Source organism: Streptomyces sp. NPDC033136 (genome assembly GCF_055578235.1).
Window position 1 is genome coordinate 459,445 of sequence record NZ_JBVIPD010000002.1, and the last position, 21,014, is coordinate 480,458.

At 73.4% G+C, this 21,014-nt stretch carries 15 protein-coding genes, 1 tRNA gene and 1 pseudogene; 9 read left to right on the plus strand and 8 right to left on the minus strand.

Going from position 1 to position 21,014, the window contains the following annotated elements; genetic code table 11:
* On the minus strand, positions 1-1,158 hold the full coding sequence (locus ACZ5TL_RS05260; protein WP_468587837.1) for a phytanoyl-CoA dioxygenase family protein: 1,158 nt from the start codon (positions 1,156-1,158) through the stop codon (positions 1-3).
* Positions 1,159-1,266: 108 nt separating this feature from the next.
* On the opposite strand from ACZ5TL_RS05260, the gene ACZ5TL_RS05265 reads away from it, so the two are divergent.
* Positions 1,267-2,298 carry a LacI family DNA-binding transcriptional regulator gene (locus ACZ5TL_RS05265; RefSeq protein WP_468587839.1) on the plus strand — a complete coding sequence of 344 codons (1,032 nt, stop codon included), beginning with the start codon at positions 1,267-1,269 and terminating at the stop codon, positions 2,296-2,298.
* 63 nt (positions 2,299-2,361) lie between these two features.
* Entirely contained in the window at positions 2,362-2,973 is a 612-nt protein-coding gene (locus ACZ5TL_RS05270) for a TMEM175 family protein (RefSeq protein ID WP_468587841.1), read from the plus strand.
* Between the two features lie 246 nt (positions 2,974-3,219).
* Here ACZ5TL_RS05270 and ACZ5TL_RS05275 read toward each other — a convergent pair whose 3' ends face one another.
* Entirely contained in the window at positions 3,220-4,383 is a 1,164-nt protein-coding gene (locus tag ACZ5TL_RS05275) for a Gfo/Idh/MocA family protein (RefSeq protein ID WP_468587843.1), read from the minus strand.
* Between the two features lie 111 nt (positions 4,384-4,494).
* Here ACZ5TL_RS05275 and ACZ5TL_RS05280 point away from each other — a divergent pair, with 111 nt between their 5' ends.
* Both ACZ5TL_RS05280 and ACZ5TL_RS05285 read left to right on the plus strand, forming a co-directional pair.
* Positions 4,495-5,499, plus strand: coding sequence for a LacI family DNA-binding transcriptional regulator (locus ACZ5TL_RS05280; RefSeq protein WP_468587845.1), 1,005 nt, complete (start codon positions 4,495-4,497; stop codon positions 5,497-5,499).
* Between the two features lie 712 nt (positions 5,500-6,211).
* Positions 6,212-6,285 (plus strand) — tRNA-Pro (locus tag ACZ5TL_RS05285).
* Positions 6,286-6,502: 217 nt separating this feature from the next.
* Here the strand turns inward: ACZ5TL_RS05285 and absR1 are convergent.
* Positions 6,503-7,627, minus strand: a complete 1,125-nt coding sequence (gene absR1, locus ACZ5TL_RS05290) for a beta-glucuronidase AbsR1 (protein WP_468587847.1) — start codon at positions 7,625-7,627, stop codon at positions 6,503-6,505.
* Between the two features lie 96 nt (positions 7,628-7,723).
* Between absR1 and ACZ5TL_RS05295 the strand changes: the two genes are divergently transcribed.
* Entirely contained in the window at positions 7,724-9,448 is a 1,725-nt protein-coding gene (locus ACZ5TL_RS05295) for a LuxR family transcriptional regulator AbsR2 (RefSeq protein ID WP_468587849.1), read from the plus strand.
* Positions 9,449-9,588: 140 nt separating this feature from the next.
* Here ACZ5TL_RS05295 and ACZ5TL_RS05300 read toward each other — a convergent pair whose 3' ends face one another.
* Positions 9,589-12,195: a CHAT domain-containing protein gene (locus ACZ5TL_RS05300; RefSeq protein WP_468587851.1), complete on the minus strand. Its 2,607-nt coding sequence runs from the start codon at positions 12,193-12,195 to the stop codon at positions 9,589-9,591.
* A 197-nt stretch (positions 12,196-12,392) separates the two neighbouring features.
* On the opposite strand from ACZ5TL_RS05300, the gene ACZ5TL_RS05305 reads away from it, so the two are divergent.
* From ACZ5TL_RS05305 to ACZ5TL_RS05315, 3 genes are all read left to right on the plus strand, one after another.
* Entirely contained in the window at positions 12,393-13,823 is a 1,431-nt protein-coding gene (locus tag ACZ5TL_RS05305) for a S8/S53 family peptidase (protein WP_468587853.1), read from the plus strand.
* Between the two features lie 61 nt (positions 13,824-13,884).
* Complete coding sequence (locus ACZ5TL_RS05310; protein WP_468587855.1) at positions 13,885-14,460, plus strand: RNA polymerase sigma factor; 576 nt, start codon at positions 13,885-13,887, stop codon at positions 14,458-14,460.
* 110 nt (positions 14,461-14,570) lie between these two features.
* Positions 14,571-14,990 (plus strand): hypothetical protein, encoded by a 420-nt coding sequence (locus tag ACZ5TL_RS05315; protein ID WP_468588019.1) that lies wholly within the window; start codon positions 14,571-14,573, stop codon positions 14,988-14,990.
* Between the two features lie 174 nt (positions 14,991-15,164).
* Here ACZ5TL_RS05315 and ACZ5TL_RS05320 read toward each other — a convergent pair.
* Positions 15,165-15,303: pseudogene (locus tag ACZ5TL_RS05320) on the minus strand (cytochrome P450); the annotation flags it as partial.
* 79 nt (positions 15,304-15,382) lie between these two features.
* Positions 15,383-16,171 carry an N-formylglutamate amidohydrolase gene (locus tag ACZ5TL_RS05325; protein WP_468587857.1) on the minus strand — a complete coding sequence of 263 codons (789 nt, stop codon included), beginning with the start codon at positions 16,169-16,171 and terminating at the stop codon, positions 15,383-15,385.
* 96 nt (positions 16,172-16,267) lie between these two features.
* Between ACZ5TL_RS05325 and ACZ5TL_RS05330 the strand changes: the two genes are divergently transcribed.
* On the plus strand, positions 16,268-16,609 hold the full coding sequence (locus ACZ5TL_RS05330) for a DUF5713 family protein (protein ID WP_468587859.1): 342 nt from the start codon (positions 16,268-16,270) through the stop codon (positions 16,607-16,609).
* Positions 16,610-16,699: 90 nt separating this feature from the next.
* On the opposite strand, the gene ACZ5TL_RS05335 is transcribed toward ACZ5TL_RS05330, so the two are convergent.
* Both ACZ5TL_RS05335 and ACZ5TL_RS05340 read right to left on the minus strand, forming a co-directional pair.
* Positions 16,700-18,919 (minus strand): NADP-dependent isocitrate dehydrogenase, encoded by a 2,220-nt coding sequence (locus ACZ5TL_RS05335; RefSeq protein WP_468587861.1) that lies wholly within the window; start codon positions 18,917-18,919, stop codon positions 16,700-16,702.
* Positions 18,920-19,381: 462 nt separating this feature from the next.
* Complete coding sequence (locus ACZ5TL_RS05340) at positions 19,382-20,479, minus strand: mechanosensitive ion channel family protein (protein ID WP_468587863.1); 1,098 nt, start codon at positions 20,477-20,479, stop codon at positions 19,382-19,384.
* Positions 20,480-21,014 lie beyond the last annotated feature (535 nt).

A 21,014-nucleotide genomic window follows, 5' to 3' on the forward strand; every position in this document is an offset into this window, starting at 1 on the left:
TCAGCCCTCTCGCCGTTCGGCACCGGCCCGCAGCTCCGCCCGGAGCGTTTCCGGGGTCCACTCCTCGCGCAGTGCCCGCCGTATCAGATCCGCCTGTGAGGGCGGGGCCAGGCCGGCGACCGGCGGGTCGCTGTCGAGGTTGGTGGGGAAGGGGTAGCCCTCGGCGCTCGCCGCGACCACGTTGTCCAGCCACGCCTGGTCGGCGCCCTCGGCCCGGCGCCTGAGCAGCACCGGGTACACCGCGCCGGCCACCGCCTCCCGGTCCACCGTCTCCATCGCGCGCCCGAACGCCGACGACACCTGCAGCAGGTTGGCCATGCGCCGGATGTCCGCCGAGCGGTTGGTGCCGGCCGCGTGGAAGAGGGCCGGGTTGAAGAACACCGCGTCGCCCTTCGCGAGCGGCAACTGCACCTGGTGCGCCGCGAAGTACGCCCGGAACTCCGGCCGCCGCCAGGCGAGATACCCGGGCTCGTACTTCTGCGAGTGCGGCAGGTACATCGTCGGCCCGGACTCCACCGGCATGTCGCAGTGCGCGACCGCGCCCTGCAGCGTCAGCACGGGGGAGAGGCGGTGCACGTGCGCCGGGTAGGCGGCGGCGGCCTCGTCGGACAGGAAGCCCAGGTGGTAGTCGCGGTGCGCGGTCTGCGCCGCACCGCCCGGGTTGACCACGTTGAGCTGCGAGGTGACCTGGTAGCCGGGGCCCAGCCAGGCGCTTGCCACCAGGGCCAGGATGTCGTTCGCGTAGTAGTCGGCGAACGTCTCCGCGTCGTGGAGAGCCGCCTTCTCCAGGGCGTTCCACACCCGGTCGTTGGCGCCCGGCTGGGCGAAGTGGTCACCGGCCGTCGCGCCCGAGGCGCGCTGCTCGGCGATCAGCGCCTCGAACACGGCGGTGGCCCGGTCCACGACCTCCGGGTCGGGAAAGGCACCGCGAAAGACGACGATGCCGGGCCCGTCGGCCAGCGCCCGCACCAGCTCGGCCTGCACCACCCGGTCGCCTTCGAGCAGGCCGGTGTCGTAGACCAGCACGTTCCGCTCCACGGCGGAGGCGTGCGGATAGTCGGCGGGATCGGTCGCCCGCTCGACCAGCGCGCGGAACGCGTCGAGGTCGCAGTCCTGCTCGGACAGCCAGGCGCGGCGGTGTACGGAAGTGAAGGACATCGTCGTCCCTTCGGAGTCACGGAGCGACGCAGCCCTGTCATTCTTGTCAGTACAAACCCCTCGAACAACCAGCAGCGAGCCATCAAAAACCCCTCAAGGAGCCGGCGCATGGGCCACCCCTTCCCGATCCGGGAGATCGCACGTCAGGCGGGCCTGAGCGAGGCGACCGTCGACCGGGTCCTGAACGGCAGGGGAGGGGTGCGCGAGAGCACGGCCCGGGAGGTGCGCCAGGCCATCGCCGACCTGGACCGGCAGCGCACCCAGGTCAGGCTCGTCGGCCGGACGTTCATGGTCGACATCGTGATGCAGGCGCCCGAGCGCTTCACCACCGCGATCCGGGCCGCCCTGGAGGCCGAGCTGCCGTCCCTGCACCCGGCGGTGCTGCGCTCCCGCTTCCACTTCCGTGAGACCGGCCCGGTCGCCGAGCTGGTGCGGATCCTGGACCGGATAGCCCGGCGCGGCTCGCAGGGCGTGATCCTCAAGGCCCCGGACGTCCCCGAGGTCACCGCCGCGGTCGGCCGGCTCGTAGCCGCCGGCATCCCGGTCGTCACCCTGGTGACCGACCTGCCCGCCAGCGCCCGCCTGGCCTACGTCGGCATCGACGACCGGGCGGCCGGCGCGACAGCCGCGTATCTGACGGGCCAGTGGCTCGGGGAGCGGCCGGGCAACATTCTGACCAGCCTCAGCAGCGGGTTCTTCCGCAACGAGGAGGAGCGCGAGATGGGCTTCCGCAGCGCCATGCGGGCCCGGCACCCCGAGCGCACCCTGGTCGAGATCGCCGAGGGGCAGGGCCTCGACGCCACGCAGTACGACCTCGTCCGGGCCGCGCTGGAACGCGACCCGGACATCCGCGCGGTGTACTCGATCGGCGGCGGCAACATCGCCACGCTGCAGGCCTTCGACGACCTCGGCCGCGAGTGCGCGGTGTTCGTCGCGCACGACCTCGACCACGACAACACCCGCCTGCTCCGCGAGCACCGCCTGTCCGCCGTGCTCCACCACGACCTCCGTCAGGACGTACGCGAGGCCTGCCACACCGTCATGCGCGCGCACGGCGCCCTGCCGCCGGCGGGACCCACCCTGCCGTCGGCGATCCAGGTGGTGACGCCGTACAACATGCCGCCGCAGGCGACCGTGTGATCCGGGGGCGTGACCGGGCGTGGGTCCGGGAGGAGACCCGCTACGGCCCCTACCGTCGGGCCCATGTGGACCTCGCGCCCGGACGGCGGACCTGAGCGGTTGGTGGCCCTGGTCGACGGCGTGTTCGCCATCGCCATCACCCTGCTCGTCCTGGACCTCTCCGTGCCCCGGGAACTGGACCCCACCGCGTACCGCGAGGCCCTGCGCGAACTGCTCCCGGACCTCGGGGCGTACGCGCTGAGCGTGTGGGTGCTGGGCAGCTTCTGGCACGACCACCGCCGCATCTTCAAGGACGTCCGCGAGATCGACGGACAGGTGATCGGCATCTCCGTCGCCGGCCTCGGCGTCGCGGCCCTCGTGCCCTTCCCGACCCGGCTGCTCGCCGAGTACGGCGGCCTGTCCGTGTCGGTCGCCGCCTACGCGGGAGCGGTCGCCGCGCTCGGCGCCTGCCATCTGGGGTTGGCCGCCGTCCTGGCGAAGCGCCCCTGGCTGCGGCACGGCACGCCCTCCGAGGCCGCGACCCCGCTCTACCTCGTCGACAGCGCCACGATCGTGGTGGTCTTCCTCGTCACCGTGCCGCTGGTCTTCGTGACCGGCCCCGGGATCATGTGGATGTGGCTCGTCCTCGTCCCGGCGAAGGCCTATCTGGGCCGGCGGCTCGAAAGCACCGGTTGAGGCCGGTCCTGGATCTCGGCTGGTGTGTGGGAGGGCGTCTGGGGCCGGTCCTGGGCTTCGGCTGGTCTGCGGGTGGGCGTCTGAGGCCGGTCCTGGATCTCGGCCGGTCTGTGGGAGGGCGTCTGGGCCGGTTCCGGATCTCGGCTGGTCTGTGGGAGGGAGTCTCTGGGCCGGTCCTGGACCTCACCCGGTCCGCGTGAGCGCGTCCGAGGCCGGTCACGGACCTCAGCCGGCCGGGGCGTCGCGTCACGCCGGGCAGTCCACCTCCGCCCACGTCCGGCTCCGCGCCGACCGCGCCATCGCGTCCAGCGCGGCCGCACTGTGCACGGCGTCCCGCAGCGTCGCCCCGTGCGCCGTGCCCTCGGCGACCGACCGCAGGAAGCGGTAGGCCTCGATGACCTTCAGGTCGTCGTACCCCATCGCGTTCGCCGCGCCGGGCTGGAACGCGGCGAACTCACCGTGGCCCGGGCCGACGTGCACCGTGGTGACGGACTGGTCCTGGTAGGTCGTGCCGCGGCTGACGCCCAGCTCGTTCATGCGGCGGAAGTCCCAGAACACCGCCCCCTTCGTGCCGTGCACCTCGAAGCCGTAGTTGTTCTGCTCGCCGACCGAGACCCGGCAGGCCTCCAGGACACCGCGCGCCCCGGAGGCGAAGCGCAGCAGGCAGTTGACGTAGTCCTCGTTCTCGACCGGGCCGAGCTCCCCGCCCAAGGCACGGCTGTGGCCCGCCGTCGCGCCGGTCGGACGCGCCCGCTCCGGGAGGAAGATCGCCGTGTCTGCCGTGAGGGACGTGATGTCACCGAGCAGGAACCGGGCCAGGTCGGCCCCGTGCGACGCCAGGTCCCCCAGGACCCCGCTGCCGCCCCGCTCCCGCTCGTACCGCCACGTCAGCGCGCCCTCGGGATGAGCCGCGTAGTCGCTGAAGAGCCGGACGCGGACATGCGTGACCGTGCCGAGCTCCCCGGAGGCGATCAGTTCGCGGGCCGCCTCGACGGCGGGCGCGTTGCGGTAGTTGAAGCCGACCGTGCCCTGCACGCCCGTCTCGGCCGCGGCGCCCGCCACCGCGGCGGCGTCCTCGGCGGTCAGACCCACCGGCTTCTCGATCCAGATGTGCTTGCCCGCCTCGGCCATGGCGACGCCGATCTCGCGGTGCAGGAAGTTGGGCGCCGTGATGCTGACGGCCTTCACCCGCGGGTCGGCCGCCACCTCGCGCCAGTCCCGGGTCGTCGAGACGAAGCCGAACTGGGCCGCGGCCTCCTCCGCCCGGCCCGGCACCTCCTCGGCGACCGTCACCAGCTCCGGAACGAGGGGCAGCTGCGGATAGTGGTGCCGCACGCGCGCGTACGCCTGGGTGTGCACCCGCCCCATCCAGCCGAATCCGATGACGGCGACGCCGAGCGTGTCCACCATGAGAGCCCCTCTTTGGACCGTTCCAGAACCTGTCCAGGTCACCCTGGGCGCGGTTTCCCTTCGCTGTCAACCCTTTGACAAGCCGCCGACCCTCATGGAACGGTCCATGCCATGAGACCGCCGACCATCCGCGACGTCGCCGAACGGGCCGGCGTCTCCAAGTCGCTGGTCTCCCTGGTGCTGCGCGGTTCCGACCAGGTGCGCCCGGAGAAGCGGGAAGCCGTGCTCCGGGCCGCCCGGGAGCTCGGCTACCGGCCCAACGCCGCCGCCCGAAGCCTCAGCGAGCAGCGCACCCGCACGATCGGAGTCCTCCTCAACGACCTGCGCAACCCCTGGTTCGTGGACCTCCTCGACGGCCTGAACTCCCTGCTGCACGCCAACGGCCTGCGGATGCTGCTCGCCGACGCCCGGCTCAACCGCCGTACCGGCCAGGACCCGGCGGACCCGCTGCTGGACCTGCGCGTCGACGGACTGGTCGTGGTCGGCACCCTGCCCGACCCGGCGGCGCTCGGAGCGGTGGCCGAGCGGATCCCGGTCGTGCTGGCCGGCTCCCGTGAGCCGGCGCCGCCGGGCGTCGACGTCGTGGCGGGCGACGACGAGCAGGGCGCCCGGCTGGCCGCCGAGCACCTGATCGGCCTCGGGCACCGACGCATCGCGCACATCGCGGGATACGGCGCGGTGGGCGAACTGCGCCGCCGGAGCTTCGAGGCGACGACGCGCCGGCACGGCCTCGCGGACCATGCGGTCGTCGAGCCGAGCGACATGACCGAGGAGGGCGGCTACCGCGCGACCGTCCGGCTGCTCAGCGGCCCCGAGCGGCCCACGGCCGTCTTCGCCGTCAACGACATAGCCGCCATCGGCGTGCTCTCGGCGGCCGGGGAACTGGGGCTGCGCGTCCCGCGCGACCTGTCCGTAGTCGGCTACGACAACACGAGCATCGCCCGCCTGCGGCACGTCTGGCTCACGACGGTCGACAATACGAGCCACGAGGTCGGCCGCCGCGCGGCCCACTGCCTCCTGGAGCGCCTCGAGGGCGCCGGCGGAGCGGGCAGGGTCCAACTCGCCACGCCCGCACTGGAGATCCGGGGTTCGACGGCGCCTCCGCTCACCGGTTGATCGCGTAGGCCTCGCGCAAGCCCTCTTCGGTCACCTCGGATGCCCCGGAGACGGTCTGGCCGGGCACGGGCCCCGGCGAGCGGGAGAGCAGGCGAGCGGGGGAGCGGCCTCGGCCGAGTGTGGGGTCCCGGCGGCCGCTCCGTCACGGCCAGGGGCGGCCCGGCCTCCGCGTCGGCCGGCGTGTCCTCGACGGTGTTCACCGCAGACGGAGGAGCGGACCGGAAGGAGTCCCGGGTGTCCGTCTCGGGCCGTCTCAACCCCTATGCCCTGGTCGGGAGTTCCCGCCGATTCGCGTATTGTTTGCGGCATATGCCCGGGCGTTGGGATCGCCGGGTGTACGAGTGCGCGGACGAAGGGGGACCAGGACGTGGACGAGACGCGGCAGCGACCCGTCCGGCGAGCCGGACTGACCGGGGGCGCCGTCACGGCACCGCTGGCCGTCGCGGCCTGCGCCGGGCACGCGACCAAGGCGGAACTCCCCTGGTGGGCCGTCCTCGCCGTCGCCGTCTCGACGGCGGGCCTCGCCGGCTGGACCGGGGCCCAGATCGGCCGCCGGCGCGGGCCCCGGGACGAACCACCGGAGCCCGCCGGGCCGATGCCCGGCCCGTACCCGCAGCGCACAGCCCGCCCGCAGGGCGGCGAAACCGCGTCCCTCTCCGCATGCGGTAGGGTTGACCTGCACGATCACGCGGGTCAGCCGCGCGAGGCGCATCGGGACGTGGCGCAGCTTGGTAGCGCACTTGACTGGGGGTCAAGGGGTCGCAGGTTCAAATCCTGTCGTCCCGACGTGTGAGGCAGCGAAGCAGAGGCCGTATCGGAAACACGCCGATACGGCCTCTGTTTTCGTGCTCCCGTCGTTCCCGCGGCTGCTTCGGCCGCCACCTCGGGTGAGGCCTCGGGCATGGCGTGGTCGAGGACGTCACCCACCCCCATGGGCGACGTCCTCGACCGCTCCCCCGGTGCCGGACTGTGGCTCAGATGTCCGCGCGGCGCATGTGTGCCGTCACCAGCACATCACCGCCGTCTCGCCGGAACCCCAGGCGGAGTACAGGCGTATGCGGACGATGTAGCGGCGGCCCTTGACGAGCCGGGCGCCGATCGTGGCGTTGTGCGGGGTCCCTCCATCGTCCCGGCCGGCGAGGTAGCGGGGTTCCCCGTCCCGGTCCTCGAAGACCACGACGACGGCGTCGCTGTCGCCGAAGGTGCCCAGCGTGTACGTACGGGTCTCCGGCGGGTCGATGACGAAGTCGGCCTGGTCGCCCGGGCCGAGACCGAGCGGCGCCGAGCGGAACGGCACCAGCGCGGGCGGGCCGAGGGGGTCCTCGCCCCGGTCGAGCCCTTCCGAGCCGCGGGAGGCATCCGCCGGCGGATACCAGCGGAGCGCGAACTCCTTGTCGGCGGCGGACAGGGTGCCGGGCGGACGCAGGCCCCCGCGGTACTCCTCCGGCTCCAGGATCAGCCCCGGCGAGAACGGGTACTCCATGATCGACTGCGGGTCCCAGACGGAGCCGTTGGCCTCGTCGGGGCCGAGCTTGCGCAGGATGTTGTAGTGCGTCCGCTCCCGGCTCCAGTGGTGCGGCGGGCCCGCCAGTTCGGCGTACACGGCCTCGTCGTCCCAGTGGATGCCGGCGAACGGGCTCTGGTGCTCGTGCAGCATGCCGAGCGCGTGCCCGATCTGGTGCAGGGCCGTCGCGCGTTCCCCGGGCGCGGTCAGGTCCCAGCCGAAGTTCATGGTGCGCTCGTGCCGTCCGGCCGGCAGCGCGTCCCGGCCCACCACCGACCAGGAGCCGTCGCCGGACTGGAAACCGATGCGCAGTTCGGCCTCCGAGCGGTCGTCGACCTCGGCGAAGGTGATCCCGATGCCGAGGTCCTGCCACTCACGGAAGCAGGCGCGCACGACGTCCCGCTGCTCCCGTCCCCCGGCCCACGACACCCGTCGCGTCATCCCCGTCCCCGGCACGGGGATGACGGACGCGTCGGTGTCGCCGTCGAAGAACCAGTAGTGCAGAACGGTGCCGTTGACCCACATCCGCCGACCGCTCGTGAGCGCGCTCAGCCGCTCGGCTGCCAGCCCCGGTGCGAAGGCGGGCGCCGGCGCCTGGGCCAGCGAGCAGTAGCGTGCGGTCATGGGGCACAGCCTGCCGTGCGGCCCGCCCCGGGCGCCTGAGTCGGGGGCTACTCAAGTCGCCCTGTATCAAACCTGAGTAGTCGCGCTCATGTCTGTGTGACGACTTACGAGCAGGACGCGACGACGCTGGAACTGCCCTGGCCGTTCGCCGGGCGGGAGGACGAACTGGAGCTGGTCCGCCGGTCCCTGACCGGCACCCGCCGCGGCATCGTGGTGACGGGTCCCGCGGGCTGCGGCAAGACCCGCCTCGTCACCGAGGCGGTCCGCGGCGCCGACTGCGCCCGGACCGCCGGCACGCCCGAGAGCCGGACCATCCCCTTCGCCGCGTTCGCCCATCTGCTGCCCGAGGCGGTCACCCTGCACCGCGCGGTCCAGCTCCTGTCGGAGGTACGGACGCTGGCCGTGGACGACGCCCATCTGCTCGACGACGCCTCCGCCGCCCTGGTCCACCAGCTCGCCGTGTACGGCCGCACCCGCCTGCTGGTCGTCGTCACGGACGGCACCCCGGTGCCCGGCGCGATCTCCCGGCTGTGGACCGGTGAGCTCCTGCCGCGTCTCGCCCTGGAACGGCTGCCCGAGGAGGAGACCGCACGACTGCTCACCGCGGGGGCCGGCCCTCTCGAACCGCTCACCGTCCACCGGCTGCTGCGCCTGAGCCAGGGCGACCTGCGGTTGCTGCGCGAGCTGCTGGGGGCGGTCCGCGGATTGCTGGCCCCGGTGCCGGGCACCGGCGAACGGGCATGGCGGGGCCCGGTGCCGCTGACCACCGCCGTCCGCGAACGCACCGCCTCCGTCCTCGGCCGCACCTGCCCGCTCGAACGGGAGACCCTCGACCGCCTCGCCTTCGCCGAGCCTCTGCCGCCGGCACTGGGCGAACTGGACCTCGAGGCCCTCGAAGTCCTGGAGTCCGACGGCCTCATCCAGGTCGACGACCTGGGCGATGTCCGCCTCGCCCACCCCCTGTACGGCCCGGTGCTCAGGGCCGCGGCGGGCCGGCTGCGGGCGCGCCGGCTGGCCCGGACGCCGGATGCGTACACCCCGGCGCTCGACTCCGAGTCGGCCGAGCTGGCCCGCCGGATCAGCCAGGACGACGTACGGGCGATGCCCACGCCGGTGGGGGAGTGGCTGGTCGCCGAGGGCGGCCCGCTGCCCGGCCGGTACGCCGCCGTACGCGCCCGGTTCGCCCGGCTGCGGGGGGAGTCGAGAGACGCGGTGGCCTGGGCGCGGGAGGGCCTGCGGGGCGATCCCGACGACGCCTCGTGCCGGGAGGAACTCGCCCGCGCCACCGCACCGTTGGACAGCCCGGACGACCTCGACCTGGAAACCCTCACCGACCCCTACGACGCCGTCCGTCTCGGCGCCCCCGAGAAGGTCATCGACCGGCTCGGCGGCGTGTTCGCCCGGCACGCCGACGCGCTCACCCGGGCCGACGGCCCCGCCCTGGACGAGGTGGCCGGGGAACTGGAGCGGCGGGGCTTCACGCTGTTCGCCGCCGAGGCGTACGCCCAGGCCGTGGGCGCACACCGCGATCCACGCGCCGCCCGGCACTCCCGGACCCGGGCCGTCGCCCTCGCCCGGCGCTGCCAGGATGCCCGCACGCCCGCCCTGTCCGGGCTGGTCCTCGGTGAACTCACCGCCCGGCAGCGGCAGATCGTCACCCTCGCCGCCGCGGGGCTGAGCAACCGGCAGATCGCCGAACGCCTCACCCTGTCGATCCGCACCGTCGGCAACCACCTGTACAGCGCCTACACCCGGCTCGGCGCGAGCGACCGCGGCGCCCTGCCCTGGCTGACGGAAACGCACCAGGCCCAGCCGGCCTGAGCCGTACCCAACCGAAGAGCTGAACCATTCCCGGGCCGCAGAGCCGAGTCGCAACCGGACCGGCGGCCCCCGAGCCATCCGCGGACCGGCGCCCCCCGAGCCGCACCCGGACCGGCGGCCTGACCCGCGCAGGGGACGGGTCAGGCCGCCCCGAACGCCGAGAACGCCCAGCCCGTCGCCTGGTGCAGCGCGTCGCCCGGCAGGGCGGACCGGGCGTCGCGCAGTGCCTCCGCCAGGGACAGGCCGGCGTCGAGGCCCTTGTGCAGGGCGAGCATCAGCGGCACCACCGCGGCGTCGTTGACGGGCGCGCTGCACGCCACCACCCCGGCCGTGCCGAGCGGCAGCAACGCCGTGACCAGGCCGAGCAGTTCGTCGGCACCCACGGACGCCAGGCGCGCGGTGTCGCAACAGGACAGGATGATCCGGTAGGGGCTGCGGTCCAGCCGCTCGAAGTCGTGCACGACGATCGGCCCGTCGGCCATCCGCAGGGAGGAGAACAGCGGGCTGTCCGCGCGGAACGTGCCGTGCGCGGCGATGTGTGCCAGCGCCGCCCCGTCCAGCTCCTCCAGCACGCGCGGCACCCGCGCCTCGTCGCCCTCCAGGACCGTGGCGCAGCCGTACCGCCCGGCCAGTTCGGGCACTTCGGCGCCGCCGCTGGCCAGACCCGGGCCGCGGACCAGCACATGGCAGCCGTCCGGCGGCGGCGCGGTCTCCCGGGCGCGCAGCCAACTGCCCGCCGACGGCGAGACGCTGAGCACCCGCTCCCGCAGCGACGGCAGCAGCGCCCACGGCACCCGGTGCAGCCGCCCCGGCGGCACGATCACCACCGGGCCGTTGCCCAACTGCGCCGCCGCGCGCCCCAGCAGCAGTTCCTCCAGCCGGCGCCCCGCCGCCTCCACCACCGGAAGCCGTGCCTCCGCCCCGGGGTGGGCCAGCCGCCGCAACCCGGCCTGGACGTGCTCGGCCTCGGACTCCGCCTCGGCCAGCAGCCCCGCCTCGAACCGTCGCACCCGCCCCTGCCCGCACAGCAGCACCTGCACCCGCCCGTCGAGCACGGCGAGCTCCACCAGCAGCACCTCGTCGCCGAGCCGCTCCAGCAGCCGTCCCGCGTCGAACCGGTCACCGCCCCCGGGCGCCTCGCCCCGCATGTGCAGGGTCCGGGAGCGGATCTCCCGTTCCAGGCGCCGCTGTTCGCGCTCCAGCGCCGGGACGGGCCGGCCCTCCATCCGGGCGGCCTCGGCGCGGGAGGCGATCTCCCGGAAGGCGGTCATGCCGCTGAGCAGCTCCGGGTCGGCGGGCGGGCGGGTCGGCGGGGTGGACAGCACGGTGGCCCGCCAGCGCTCGCTCCACACCAGCAGCCGCCGCGGCCCGCCGGAGACCAGACTGGCCCGCTGCGCCAGCGCCGCTAGTTCCGCGCCCTGTTCGGTGGCACGCGCCCGCAGTTCGGAGGCGCCCAGCGTCATCCGGTGGTCGTCGAGCACGTCCAGGCCGCGCCGGCAGGCCTCCAGGACACCTCGGGCCGACCCGGCGGCCTGCGCCCGCAGCGCCTGCGCGGCCCAGCCCGTCAGCCGCGCCAGCGGCGGGCCGCTGCGCCGGCTGCGGGCGGCGACGGCCAGATGCCGCTCCGCGTCCGCCGTCCAGCCCAGGCCCAGCGCGATCCGGCCCGCGAGCAGCGACGCCTCCGGCGCGGCGGGCGCTTGGAAGGACGCCAGCTTCCCGGCCACCGCGGCGGCATCGGCGACCAGCCGCCCCGACACGCGCCCGGCCGCGTGCCGAGCCTCGATCAGCACCAGCCGGGCGTGCGTCTCCCACCAGGTGCGCCGCTGCCCCGCGAACAGCCGGACCGCGAGGGCGGCACGGGCGATCGCGGTGTGCGGATCTCCCGTCAGGCGGGCGGCTCGCGCCGCGGCCAGCAGCAGCTCCGCCTTGCGGGTGGACTGCCCGCCGATCCCGTCCAGCCTCCCCGTCGCCGCGTCCGCCTCGGCCAGCGCCTCGGGCGCCAGCCCGGCCGCCATCAGTACCTCGCACCGCCGGATGTTCAGCATGAACGTCGGCGTCCCGAGCCGGGCGTACCGCTCCTCCGCCTCGTCCAGCAGCCGCAGCGCCGCCGGCACGTCACCCGACCGGAACGCCGCGAGACCGCGGCTCTCCACCGCGTCCGCCTTGTCGTGCTCCTGGCCCGTGGTGTCCCACAGCGCCTCGGCCGCGGCGAAGTCCGCCTCGGCCCGCTCCACCGCCCCCAGCGCCAGATGCACGGTGGCGCGCAGGGTCAGCGCCCGGGCCGTCCAGATCACGTCGTCCGCCTGCCGCAGCACGGGCACCGCACGCCGGACGTCCTCCAGCGCCTCACGATGGCGCCCCAGCACCCACCACACGTACGCCCGCCGGTACAGCACCCGCGCCCGCGTGTGCCCGCCGCCGCGCGCCACACCCCGCTCGAACGCCGCCAGGCCCTCCCGGGTACGGCCCGCGTGCACCAGCGCCACGCCCAGCGTGGCCAGCACGTCCGCCTCCCGGTCGGCCGAGTCCGCGCGGGCCGCGCACTCCCGGGCCCGCCGCAGATGGTGCAGCGCGAGCCGCAGATCGCCGAAGTCCCGCTGCCAGATACCGATCACCTGATGCGCGACGGAGGCGTCCAGCGGGGCGGGATCGGCGTCGAGCAGCGCCCGGGCCCTCGTGAGAGCCTCGCCCGGGTCGGCGAACACCATCGGCAGCAGTTCCGTAACCGACTCGCTTCCCGCTGTCACTCCTCGGATGGTAGCGGCCTCCTCACCGCCCCACACAGGGGTGGCGCTGTATCAAAAGAGCGCACGGCGACTCATGTCGAAGAGAACCGAAGCGAGCCGAACCGAAGACCGAAGACCGAAGAGCCGAAGAGACCGAAGAGAGGCGACGACCGCTCCGCGGCACCGACCGACGCCGTCGCACCAGTGGAGGACACGGCATGGCACCACAGCGATTCCATGAGCAGTTCGACCAGATCCAGCGCTCGATGCCGGACGTGCCCCTCGCGACGGGACCGGACGACTCGGCCGAGTTCATGTACGAGAAAGGCGTCGTCCTCGTCCGCGACGGCGAGGAGGCCCGCGTCGTCGAGGACACCGTACGGGCGCACTTCACGGCGGCCCCCGACCTCGACCAGGAGCAGGTCCGCCGGGCGGGCCCGCAGACCAACCGCAGCGGCATCACCCGGATCCGGGTCGGCGACCCCGGTGAGGGCGGCCGGGACGCCGACCGTGCCGTCGCCCACGCCCTGCGCTCCGTCCGGGAGCACGAGTCCCGGACGGGGCACCGCATGGTCGCCCCCAATCACGTGGTGCACATCGCGGTCAACGCCTGCCCCGGCGACGAACCGGTCCCCGCCCCCCTCAGCGAGCCACCCAACCCGTCCGCCGCGCAGACGCCCCACGACCCGGACACCGCCGTGGCCGTCCTCGTCGTCGACACCGGCCTCATGCACGACTACCGCTCCTGCGGCCTGCTGGCCCACACCGACGGCGACGCCCAGGTCCAGGAGTGCGACGACCAGGGGATCCTCCAGCAGTACGTCGGGCACGGCACGTTCATCGCCGGGCTCGTCGCCGCCGTCGCGCCCAACACCGACATCACCGTCCGCGGCACCCTCAACGACGCCGGCGCCATCCTGGAGTCCGAGTTCGGCGAGAAACTCTTCGAGGCCGTCGACGCCGGCGGCTGGCCAGACGTCCTCAGCCTCTCCGCCGGCACCTCCAACGGCCGTACCGACGGCCTGCTCGGCGTCGAGAACTTCATGCGGGAACTGCGCGAGCAGCACACCCTGCTGGTCGCCGCCGCCGGCAACAACGGCAGCGCCACGCCCTTCTGGCCCGCGGCCTACGCCGATCTGCCCGGCTGGCAGGACTCGGTGCTGTCGGTCGGCGCCCTGCGCAGCGACGGCGAGTTCGGCGCCTGCTTCACCAACCACGGCCCCTGGGTGAAGGTCTACGCCCCCGGCGAGCGCCTCACCAGCACCCTCACCGGCTTCGACGCGCCCGTCCCGTACGTGTACCAGCACTCCACGTACGACGCCTGCCGCTACGGCTTCTCCTACGGATGCACCTGCCAGCACCCCCGCCACAGCGGCGTACTGAGCGACGAGGGCAACGCCGCCAAGCCGGACCAGGTGATGTTCGAGGGGTACGCGCAGTGGAGCGGCACCTCCTTCGCCACCCCCGTCACCGCCGGCCTGGTCGCAGCCCACATGACAGCCCACAAGGAGACCGCCCCGCGTGCGGCCCGGCGGCAGCTGCTCGCCTGTCAAGGGGAGTTCGCCGAAGTACGTGGGGCGCACGTTCCGGCGCTGCGTCCGCCCACCTGGCGCCCGGTGCCGGTCGTGCGCCTGGCCCGCGGGCTGTGAGGGCCGGGGCCACCCCTCCACGGCGTACGATGACGTGCCGTACTCGAGGGGTGGGGCTGCAGTGGACCGTACTGATGCCGGCGCGCTCGTCCAGGCGGCCGCCGACGGGGACGCGGCGGCCTGGAAGGCGCTCGTGGAAGGGCTGAGCCCCCTGGTGTGGTCCGTCGTACGGGCCCACCGGCTCTCCGACGCCGATGCCCACGAGGTGTACCAGACGGCCTGGTTCCGCTTCGCCCAGCACCTCGGGCGGATCCGCGAACCCGGCAAGGCGGGCGCCTGGCTGGCGGCCACCGCGCGCAACGAGTGCCTCAAGGTCATCAAGAGCGCGCAGCGGCTGACCCTGACCGACGATCCGCAGGTCCTGGACCGGGTCAGCGAGGACGGCACGCCGGAGCAGTCGGTGCTCGACTCCGAGGAGGCCGCCGCCCAGAGCGAACGGGTACGGCGGCTGTGGCAGGAGTTCGAGGCACTGGGCGAGCGGTGCAGGCAGTTGCTGCGCGTGCTGATGGCCACGCCACCGCCCAGCTACCAGGACGTGTCCGCCGCGCTCGGGATCGCGGTGGGCAGCATCGGGCCGTTGCGCCAGCGTTGTCTGCGGCGCCTGCGGGCCCGGCTCGAGGCAAGGGGGGCGATGTGAACGGCGCGGACGACGACGGCCTCTTCGGCGATGCCCGCCATACAGGCCACACCGGCGATGGTGGCGATCTCGGCCAAGAGGACTGGGACGACGGGGAGTTCGACGACGGGGTGCTGGAGGAGGAACTGCGGCAGGCGGCCGCCGTCCTCGACCCGGTCCCGGCGGAGCTGCAGCAGATCGCCGTCGACGCGTACGCGCTGCACGACCTCGACGCGCGCGTCGCCGAGCTGACCTTCGACTCGCTGGTCGACGCCCTTCCGGTCCGGGGTGTCACCGGCGCGCCCCGGATGCTGACCTTCCGGGCGGGCGAGGTGACCGTCGACGTCGAGGTGACCGCGCAGGGGCTGATGGGACAGGTGCTGCCGCCGCAACCGGCCCGGATCGAGGTCCTGGGCGGCCCGCGCCCCGGCTCCCCCCTCACGGCCGACGACCTCGGCCGCTTCACCGGCGACACACCGCTCTCCGGACCGTTCGCACTGCGGTTGCGGACGGATGGGGACGTGGTCGTGACGGAGTGGCTGCGGGCCTAGGTGTGCTGTCCGGGAACGTTGGTGACAGGGCGGCGGCCTGGTTCACCAGGCCCAGGGCAGCGTCCGCGGCCCGCGGATCATCGTCTCGCGGCGCCCGGCGACCTGGTCGGCGGGGGCGGCGAGCCGGAGGTCGTTGGTGATCAGCTTCACGTCGTCGTGACGGGGGGCCGGTCACGCCCACCCCTGCCCGAACGGCAGCCGGATCCTGGTCAGCGGCCCCTCGCGCATCAGCCCCGCGAGGACCGGTCGAACTCCGTCCCGTCCAGGTCGAGGACGGGCCGGTCCCGCACCGGGGCGGGACCTGGCCGGTCAGCGTGGTGGTCCTCGGTCATGCCCCCGCCCTCGCCGCGCCCCGCCGGTTGTCGCGCGGGAGTGCTCCAGCCGGTGACGGTTCAGCGGGACACGGCGTCGACGAGTCCGGCCAGCGCTCCGGCGAGCCGCTCCAGCCCGGGTCCGGCAGGACCGCCCGGCTCGCTCATGTACGTGTCCCGGCGGATCTCCACCATCAGCGCCTCCACCCGCGGGTCGTGGCCGTAGAACTCCAGCGGCACGTACGTCCCGCTGAACGGGCTGTTCAGCCCCGAGTCCCCGAAGGCCTCACGGGCCGCGTCCAGCAGCCCGGGCGGCGTGTGGAAGGAGTCCGTGCCCAGGCACACCGCCGGCCGGGGCCCCTCCCCGTGCAGCTCGTAGGGCAGCCGCCGGCTCGGGTACGAGTGCACGTCGATGACCACCGCCCGCCCGGCTGCCGCCAGCCGGTTCGCCACGGCCCGCGTCATCGCCCGCGCGTACGGCCGGAAGTACCGCTCGACCAGCGGCCCGGGATCGACGTCCGCGGGACGCAGGACACCGCCGTGCGTGGTCCGCGTGTACACCGCCCCCATCCCGGCGGCCCGCATCTCCTCCCGCTCGTCGGGGAACCGCTCCGGGTCCACCACCAGCCGCGACAGCCGATTGACGAACCGCCACGGCATGACCCCGGCCTGCCCGGCCGCCGCCTCGGCGATCTCCGCCGTGTGCGCGTCGGTGATGTGGTCCAGCTCCCGCGCGAGTCCGGCGTCGTCGAGCACGATGCCCGCCCGTACACCGGCCGGTATCTCCCGTGCGGAGTGCGGCACATGGAGGATCACGGGGGAGCGGTCGGCGCCGGGCAGGAGCTCGAAGGAGTGCGGGGTGTCGGTCACGGGGCGGCTCCGGAGGGCGTCGATCAGCATCGCTGTCAGTGGCGTACGGCACGATCAAGGTGTCACAACCCCCGATCATCGAGGCCGAGGACCGTCATGCCGATCAGCAACGAGCAGGTGGGCGCCCATCCGTTTCTGCGGGCGCTGTACGAGGACGACTACTACCCCGACCACGTGGTGGACCGCGGCCGCGCGGTCCTGCTGGCGCTGTGCGAGCGCATCGAGGCGGAGCGTCCCGCCGGCCTCGACGCGCTGTACGCCCTGACCCGGGCGGCCACCGAGGAGTTCAACGGTCTGGAGGCCGCGTTCGACGCGGCGGGCAGCGGGATCGAGACGGTGGCCCGCGAGGAGATAGCCGAGGACTTCGCCTTCCTCGCCCGCGCCTACGGCTTCCCGGACGCGGACGTGGAGGAGCTGATCGCCACGCGGGAGTGGTGACGGCGGACATCGCCGGGCCCCGGACACGGCTCCGCCCCGGCCGGGCGGTGCGCGGCCGGGGCGGAGTCAGGACCGGTGAGGTCCCGGGCGTCAGCTCAGGGACGCCAGGACCTCGTTCCACGTGGCCGACGGGCGCATGGCCTCCGCGGCCTTCGCCGGGTCGGGCTGGTAGTAGCCGCCGATGTCGACCGGCTTGCCCTGGGCGGAGACCAGCTCGTCGACGATCTTCTGCTCGCTCGCCGAGAGCGTCTCCGCGAGCGGGGCGAAGGCCTTCGCCAGGTCCGCGTCGTCGGTCTGCCCGGCCAGCTCCTGCGCCCAGTACAGGGACAGGTAGAAGTGGCTTCCGCGGTTGTCGATGCCACCGACGCGCCGGGTCGGGGACTTGTCCTCGTTGAGGAAGGTCGCCGTGGCGCGGTCGAGGGTGTCGGCCAGGACCTGGGCGCGGGCATTGCCCGTCACCTTGGCGAACTGCTCGAGGGACGGCACCAGGGCGAAGAACTCACCCAGGGAGTCCCAGCGCAGGTAGTTCTCCTTGACCAGCTGCTGCACGTGCTTCGGGGCCGAGCCGCCGGCACCCGTCTCGAACAGACCGCCGCCCGCCATCAGCGGGACGACCGACAGCATCTTGGCGCTGGTGCCCAGCTCCAGGATCGGGAACAGGTCGGTCAGGTAGTCGCGCAGCACGTTGCCGGTGACGGAGATGGTGTTCTCACCGCGGCGGATGCGCTCCACCGACAGCTTGGTCGCCTCGACCGGGTCGAGGATCCGGATGTCCAGGCCCTCGGTGTCGTGCTCGGTCAGGTAGGCGTTGACCTTGGCGATCAGGTTGGCGTCGTGGGCGCGGGTCTCGTCCAGCCAGAACACGGCCGGGTCGCCGGTGGCGCGGGCGCGGGTGACGGCCAGCTTCACCCAGTCCTTGATCGGCGCGTCCTTGGTCTGGCAGGCGCGGAAGATGTCGCCGGCCGAGACGGTCTGCTCGATGAGGACGTCGCCCTTCTGGTCGACCAGGCGGACCGTGCCCGTGGTCGGGACCTCGAAGGTCTTGTCGTGGCTGCCGTACTCCTCGGCCTTCTGCGCCATCAGGCCGACGTTCGGCACCGAGCCCATGGTGGACGGGTCGTAGGCGCCGTTGGCCCGGCAGTCGTCGATCACGGCCTGGTAGACGCCCGCGTAGGAGGAGTCCGGCAGGACCGCGAGGGTGTCGGCCTCCTGGCCGTCCGGGCCCCACATGTGGCCGGAGGTGCGGATCATGGCCGGCATGGAGGCGTCGACGATGACGTCCGACGGGACGTGCAGGTTGGTGATGCCCTTGTCGGAGTCGACCATCGCCAGCTCCGGGCCCTCGGCGAGCTCGGCGTCGAAGGAGGCCTTGATCTCGGCGCCCTCGGGCAGGGAGTCCAGGCCCTTCCAGATGCCGCCCAGGCCGTCGTTCGGGGTGAGGCCGGCCGCGGCGAGCTTGTCGCCGTACCGGGCGAACGTCTCCGGGAAGAAGGCGCGCACCACGTGGCCGAAGACGATCGGGTCGGAGACCTTCATCATCGTCGCCTTCAGGTGCACCGAGAACAGCACGCCCTCGGCCTTGGCCTTGGCGACCTGCGCGGTCAGGAACTCGCGCAGCGCGGCGACGCGCATCACGGAGGCGTCGACGACCTCGCCGGCGAGCACGGGTACGGACTCGCGCAGCACCGTGGTGGAGCCGTCGTCGCCGACGAGCTCGATGCGCAGCGCGCCGTCCTCGGCGATCACGACGGACTTCTCGGTGGAGCGGAAGTCGTTCTGGCCCATGGTCGCCACGTTGGTCTTGGACTCGGGGGTCCAGGCGCCCATGCGGTGCGGGTGGGACTTGGCGTAGTTCTTGACCGAGGCGGGGGCGCGGCGGTCCGAGTTGCCCTCACGCAGGACCGGGTTCACCGCGGAGCCCTTGACCTTGTCGTAGCGGGCGCGGATCTCGCGCTCCTCGTCGGTCTTCGGGTCGTCCGGGTAGTCCGGCAGCGCGTAGCCCTGGCCCTGCAGCTCGGCGACGGCGGCCTTGAGCTGCGGGATGGACGCCGAGATGTTCGGCAGCTTGATGATGTTGGCGGCGGGCGTCTTGGCCAGCTCGCCCAGCTCCGCGAGGGCGTCCGGGATGCGCTGGTCCTCGGTCAGGTACTCCGGGAACAGGGCGATGATGCGTCCGGCCAGCGAGATGTCGCGGGTCTCCACCGGGACACCCGCCTGCGAGGCGTACGCCCGGACCACCGGCAGGAAGGAATACGTCGCCAGTGCGGGGGCCTCGTCAGTGTGCGTATAGATGATGGTCGAGTCAGTCACCGGGTGCTCCGCTCCACGTCTGCAACATTGCTCGACATCAAGATATCTCGTGACCGACCTTGTCTCGACAGGGGTCCACGCCCAGTTTCGCGCCACCGATCGTCCCGGGCCCCGTGCCAGGCGGACAGCGCGGCGGGCCGGCGGCCCGCGACTGCCCTGGTCGGCGCGGTGGTGGCTCCGGCCGGAGCCGCCACGCCCGGCGCCCCCGCCTTCTCCGGCCGCGGCCGCGTCGGCCGGCCACCTCACCCGCTCGTCAGCTTCCCGCGAACGCCCAGGCCGGAAGTCCGGCCGGTGGCCGGGCGCCGTCGGCGGCCGGCTCCGGAGCGCCCGGCGGCCGGCGCGGCCTGGGCGAGCGGATCGCGGACGCGTACCCGTCCCGCTCGCCCCCGGCCGCCGGGGTGGTGCGGACCACGCTGGCCGGCCAGCCGGGCAGGGGCCTCGCAGCGGCCCTTGCCCGATGCCTCACTCGAACCGGACCGAGGGGATCTCGTTCGGCTCGAGCGCACCCGTGCGCTGCTGCGGGATGACCACCGAGCCCTGCTGGAGCGCCACCGTCCGGGCCGGGGCCGGGATGCGGATGCCCTCCGCGCGGTAGCGTCTGTGCAGGCGCTTGATGAACTCGTGCTTGATCCGGTACTGGTCGCTGAACTCGCCGACGCCCAGGATGACCGTGAAGCCGATGCGGGAGTCGCCGAAGGTGTGGAAGCGGATGATCGGCTCGTGGTCCGGCAGGGCGCCCTCGACGCAGGCCATCGTCTCGGCGATGACCTCGTTGGTCACCCGCTCCACGTGGTCGAGGTCGCTGTCGTAGGCCACCCCGACCTGGACCAGGATGGTCAGGTGCTCCTCCGGCCGCATGAAGTTGGTCATGTTGGACTTGGCGAGCTGGCCGTTGGGGATCACGACGAGGTTGTTGGACAGGTTGCGGACCGTCGTCTGCCGCCAGTTGATGTCCTCGACGTAGCCCTCCTCACCGCTGCTGAGCCGGATGTAGTCGCCGGGCTGGACGGTCTTGGAGGCGAGGATGTGGATGCCCGCGAAGAGGTTGGCGAGGGTGTCCTGCAGTGCCAGCGCGACCGCCAGACCGCCGACGCCCAGCGCGGTGAGCAGCGGCGCTATGGAGATGCCCAGGGTCTGGAGCACCACCAGGAAGCCGATCGCCAGGACCAGGATCCGGGTGATGTTGACGAAGATCGTGGCCGAACCGGCGACACCGGACCGGGACTGCGTGACCGTGCGCACCAGCCCCGCGACCACCCGCGCCGCCGACACAGTCGCGACGAAGATGAGCAGTACGGTGAGCACCTGATTGGTGTGGTGCTGCACCGACCGCGTCAGCGGCAGCACCGCCGCCGCACCCGCCACGCCGCCCACGACCGCCGCCCACGGCACCACGGCCCGCAGCGCGTGCACGATGACGTCGTCCCCGTTCCAGCGGGTGCGGTCGGCGTGCCGGCCCAGCCAGCGCAGCAGGACGCGCAGTGCGAACGCCGCCAGCAGGCCCGAGCCCAGGGCGATGCCGGCGAACAGCAGATCGTCCACGGTGAGCGACCGGTTCACCGGCCACCTCCGGGGAGAAGAAGCGCGGCGCATGCCGTCGCCGACGGCCGGGTGTGAAGTCTCGTCACATCGTCACCTGCTCGTTTCCGGGATGTCCGTAGGTGCCCGACCACCCTGACCAGGGGTCGGCACGATCGTTCATCCTGCCGCATCCCGTAAGGGGTTTCGTACCGGAGACGGGGTGCGCGGAGCGTGAGCCGGTGCACATGACGTACCGTCACGGAACTTGCCTCACAGGCCGGTGTACGTCCCGGGCCGGCCCGCGCCGGAGGCGAAGAGGACGGCGCCCTCGTGGCTCTCGGCGGGCACGCTGCCCCGCGGCCCGCCCGGCCCACGGCCAGGAAGCCGAGCCACCGTGCCGTGGCGGAACGCGGCGGTCGGCCCGGCCCTCTCGCACAGGCCCGCCTAGACTAGGGGGCTTCTGATGGATCTCCGCGGCGTCGCGACGCCCGGCACGCTCCCCCAAGCTCTTCGAGCAGGGGGGACCCCCACTCGCCGCACCGGACAAAAGGCCTGGTAGCTCCGCTACAAGGCC

What these genes read in the sequence shown, in the direction of transcription:
- ACZ5TL_RS05330 (WP_468587859.1), top strand. Translation starts at nt 16,268, where the DNA reads ATGCCGATCAGCAACGAGCAGGTGGGCGCCCATCCGTTTCTGCGGGCG.
- absR1 (WP_468587847.1), bottom strand. Translation starts at nt 7,627, where the DNA reads ATGACCGCACGCTACTGCTCGCTGGCCCAGGCGCCGGCGCCCGCCTTC.
- ACZ5TL_RS05280 (WP_468587845.1), top strand. Translation starts at nt 4,495, where the DNA reads ATGAGACCGCCGACCATCCGCGACGTCGCCGAACGGGCCGGCGTCTCC.
- ACZ5TL_RS05305 (WP_468587853.1), top strand. Translation starts at nt 12,393, where the DNA reads ATGGCACCACAGCGATTCCATGAGCAGTTCGACCAGATCCAGCGCTCG.
- ACZ5TL_RS05270 (WP_468587841.1), top strand. Translation starts at nt 2,362, where the DNA reads ATGTGGACCTCGCGCCCGGACGGCGGACCTGAGCGGTTGGTGGCCCTG.
- ACZ5TL_RS05265 (WP_468587839.1), top strand. Translation starts at nt 1,267, where the DNA reads ATGGGCCACCCCTTCCCGATCCGGGAGATCGCACGTCAGGCGGGCCTG.
- ACZ5TL_RS05275 (WP_468587843.1), bottom strand. Translation starts at nt 4,383, where the DNA reads ATGGTGGACACGCTCGGCGTCGCCGTCATCGGATTCGGCTGGATGGGG.
- ACZ5TL_RS05260 (WP_468587837.1), bottom strand. Translation starts at nt 1,158, where the DNA reads ATGTCCTTCACTTCCGTACACCGCCGCGCCTGGCTGTCCGAGCAGGAC.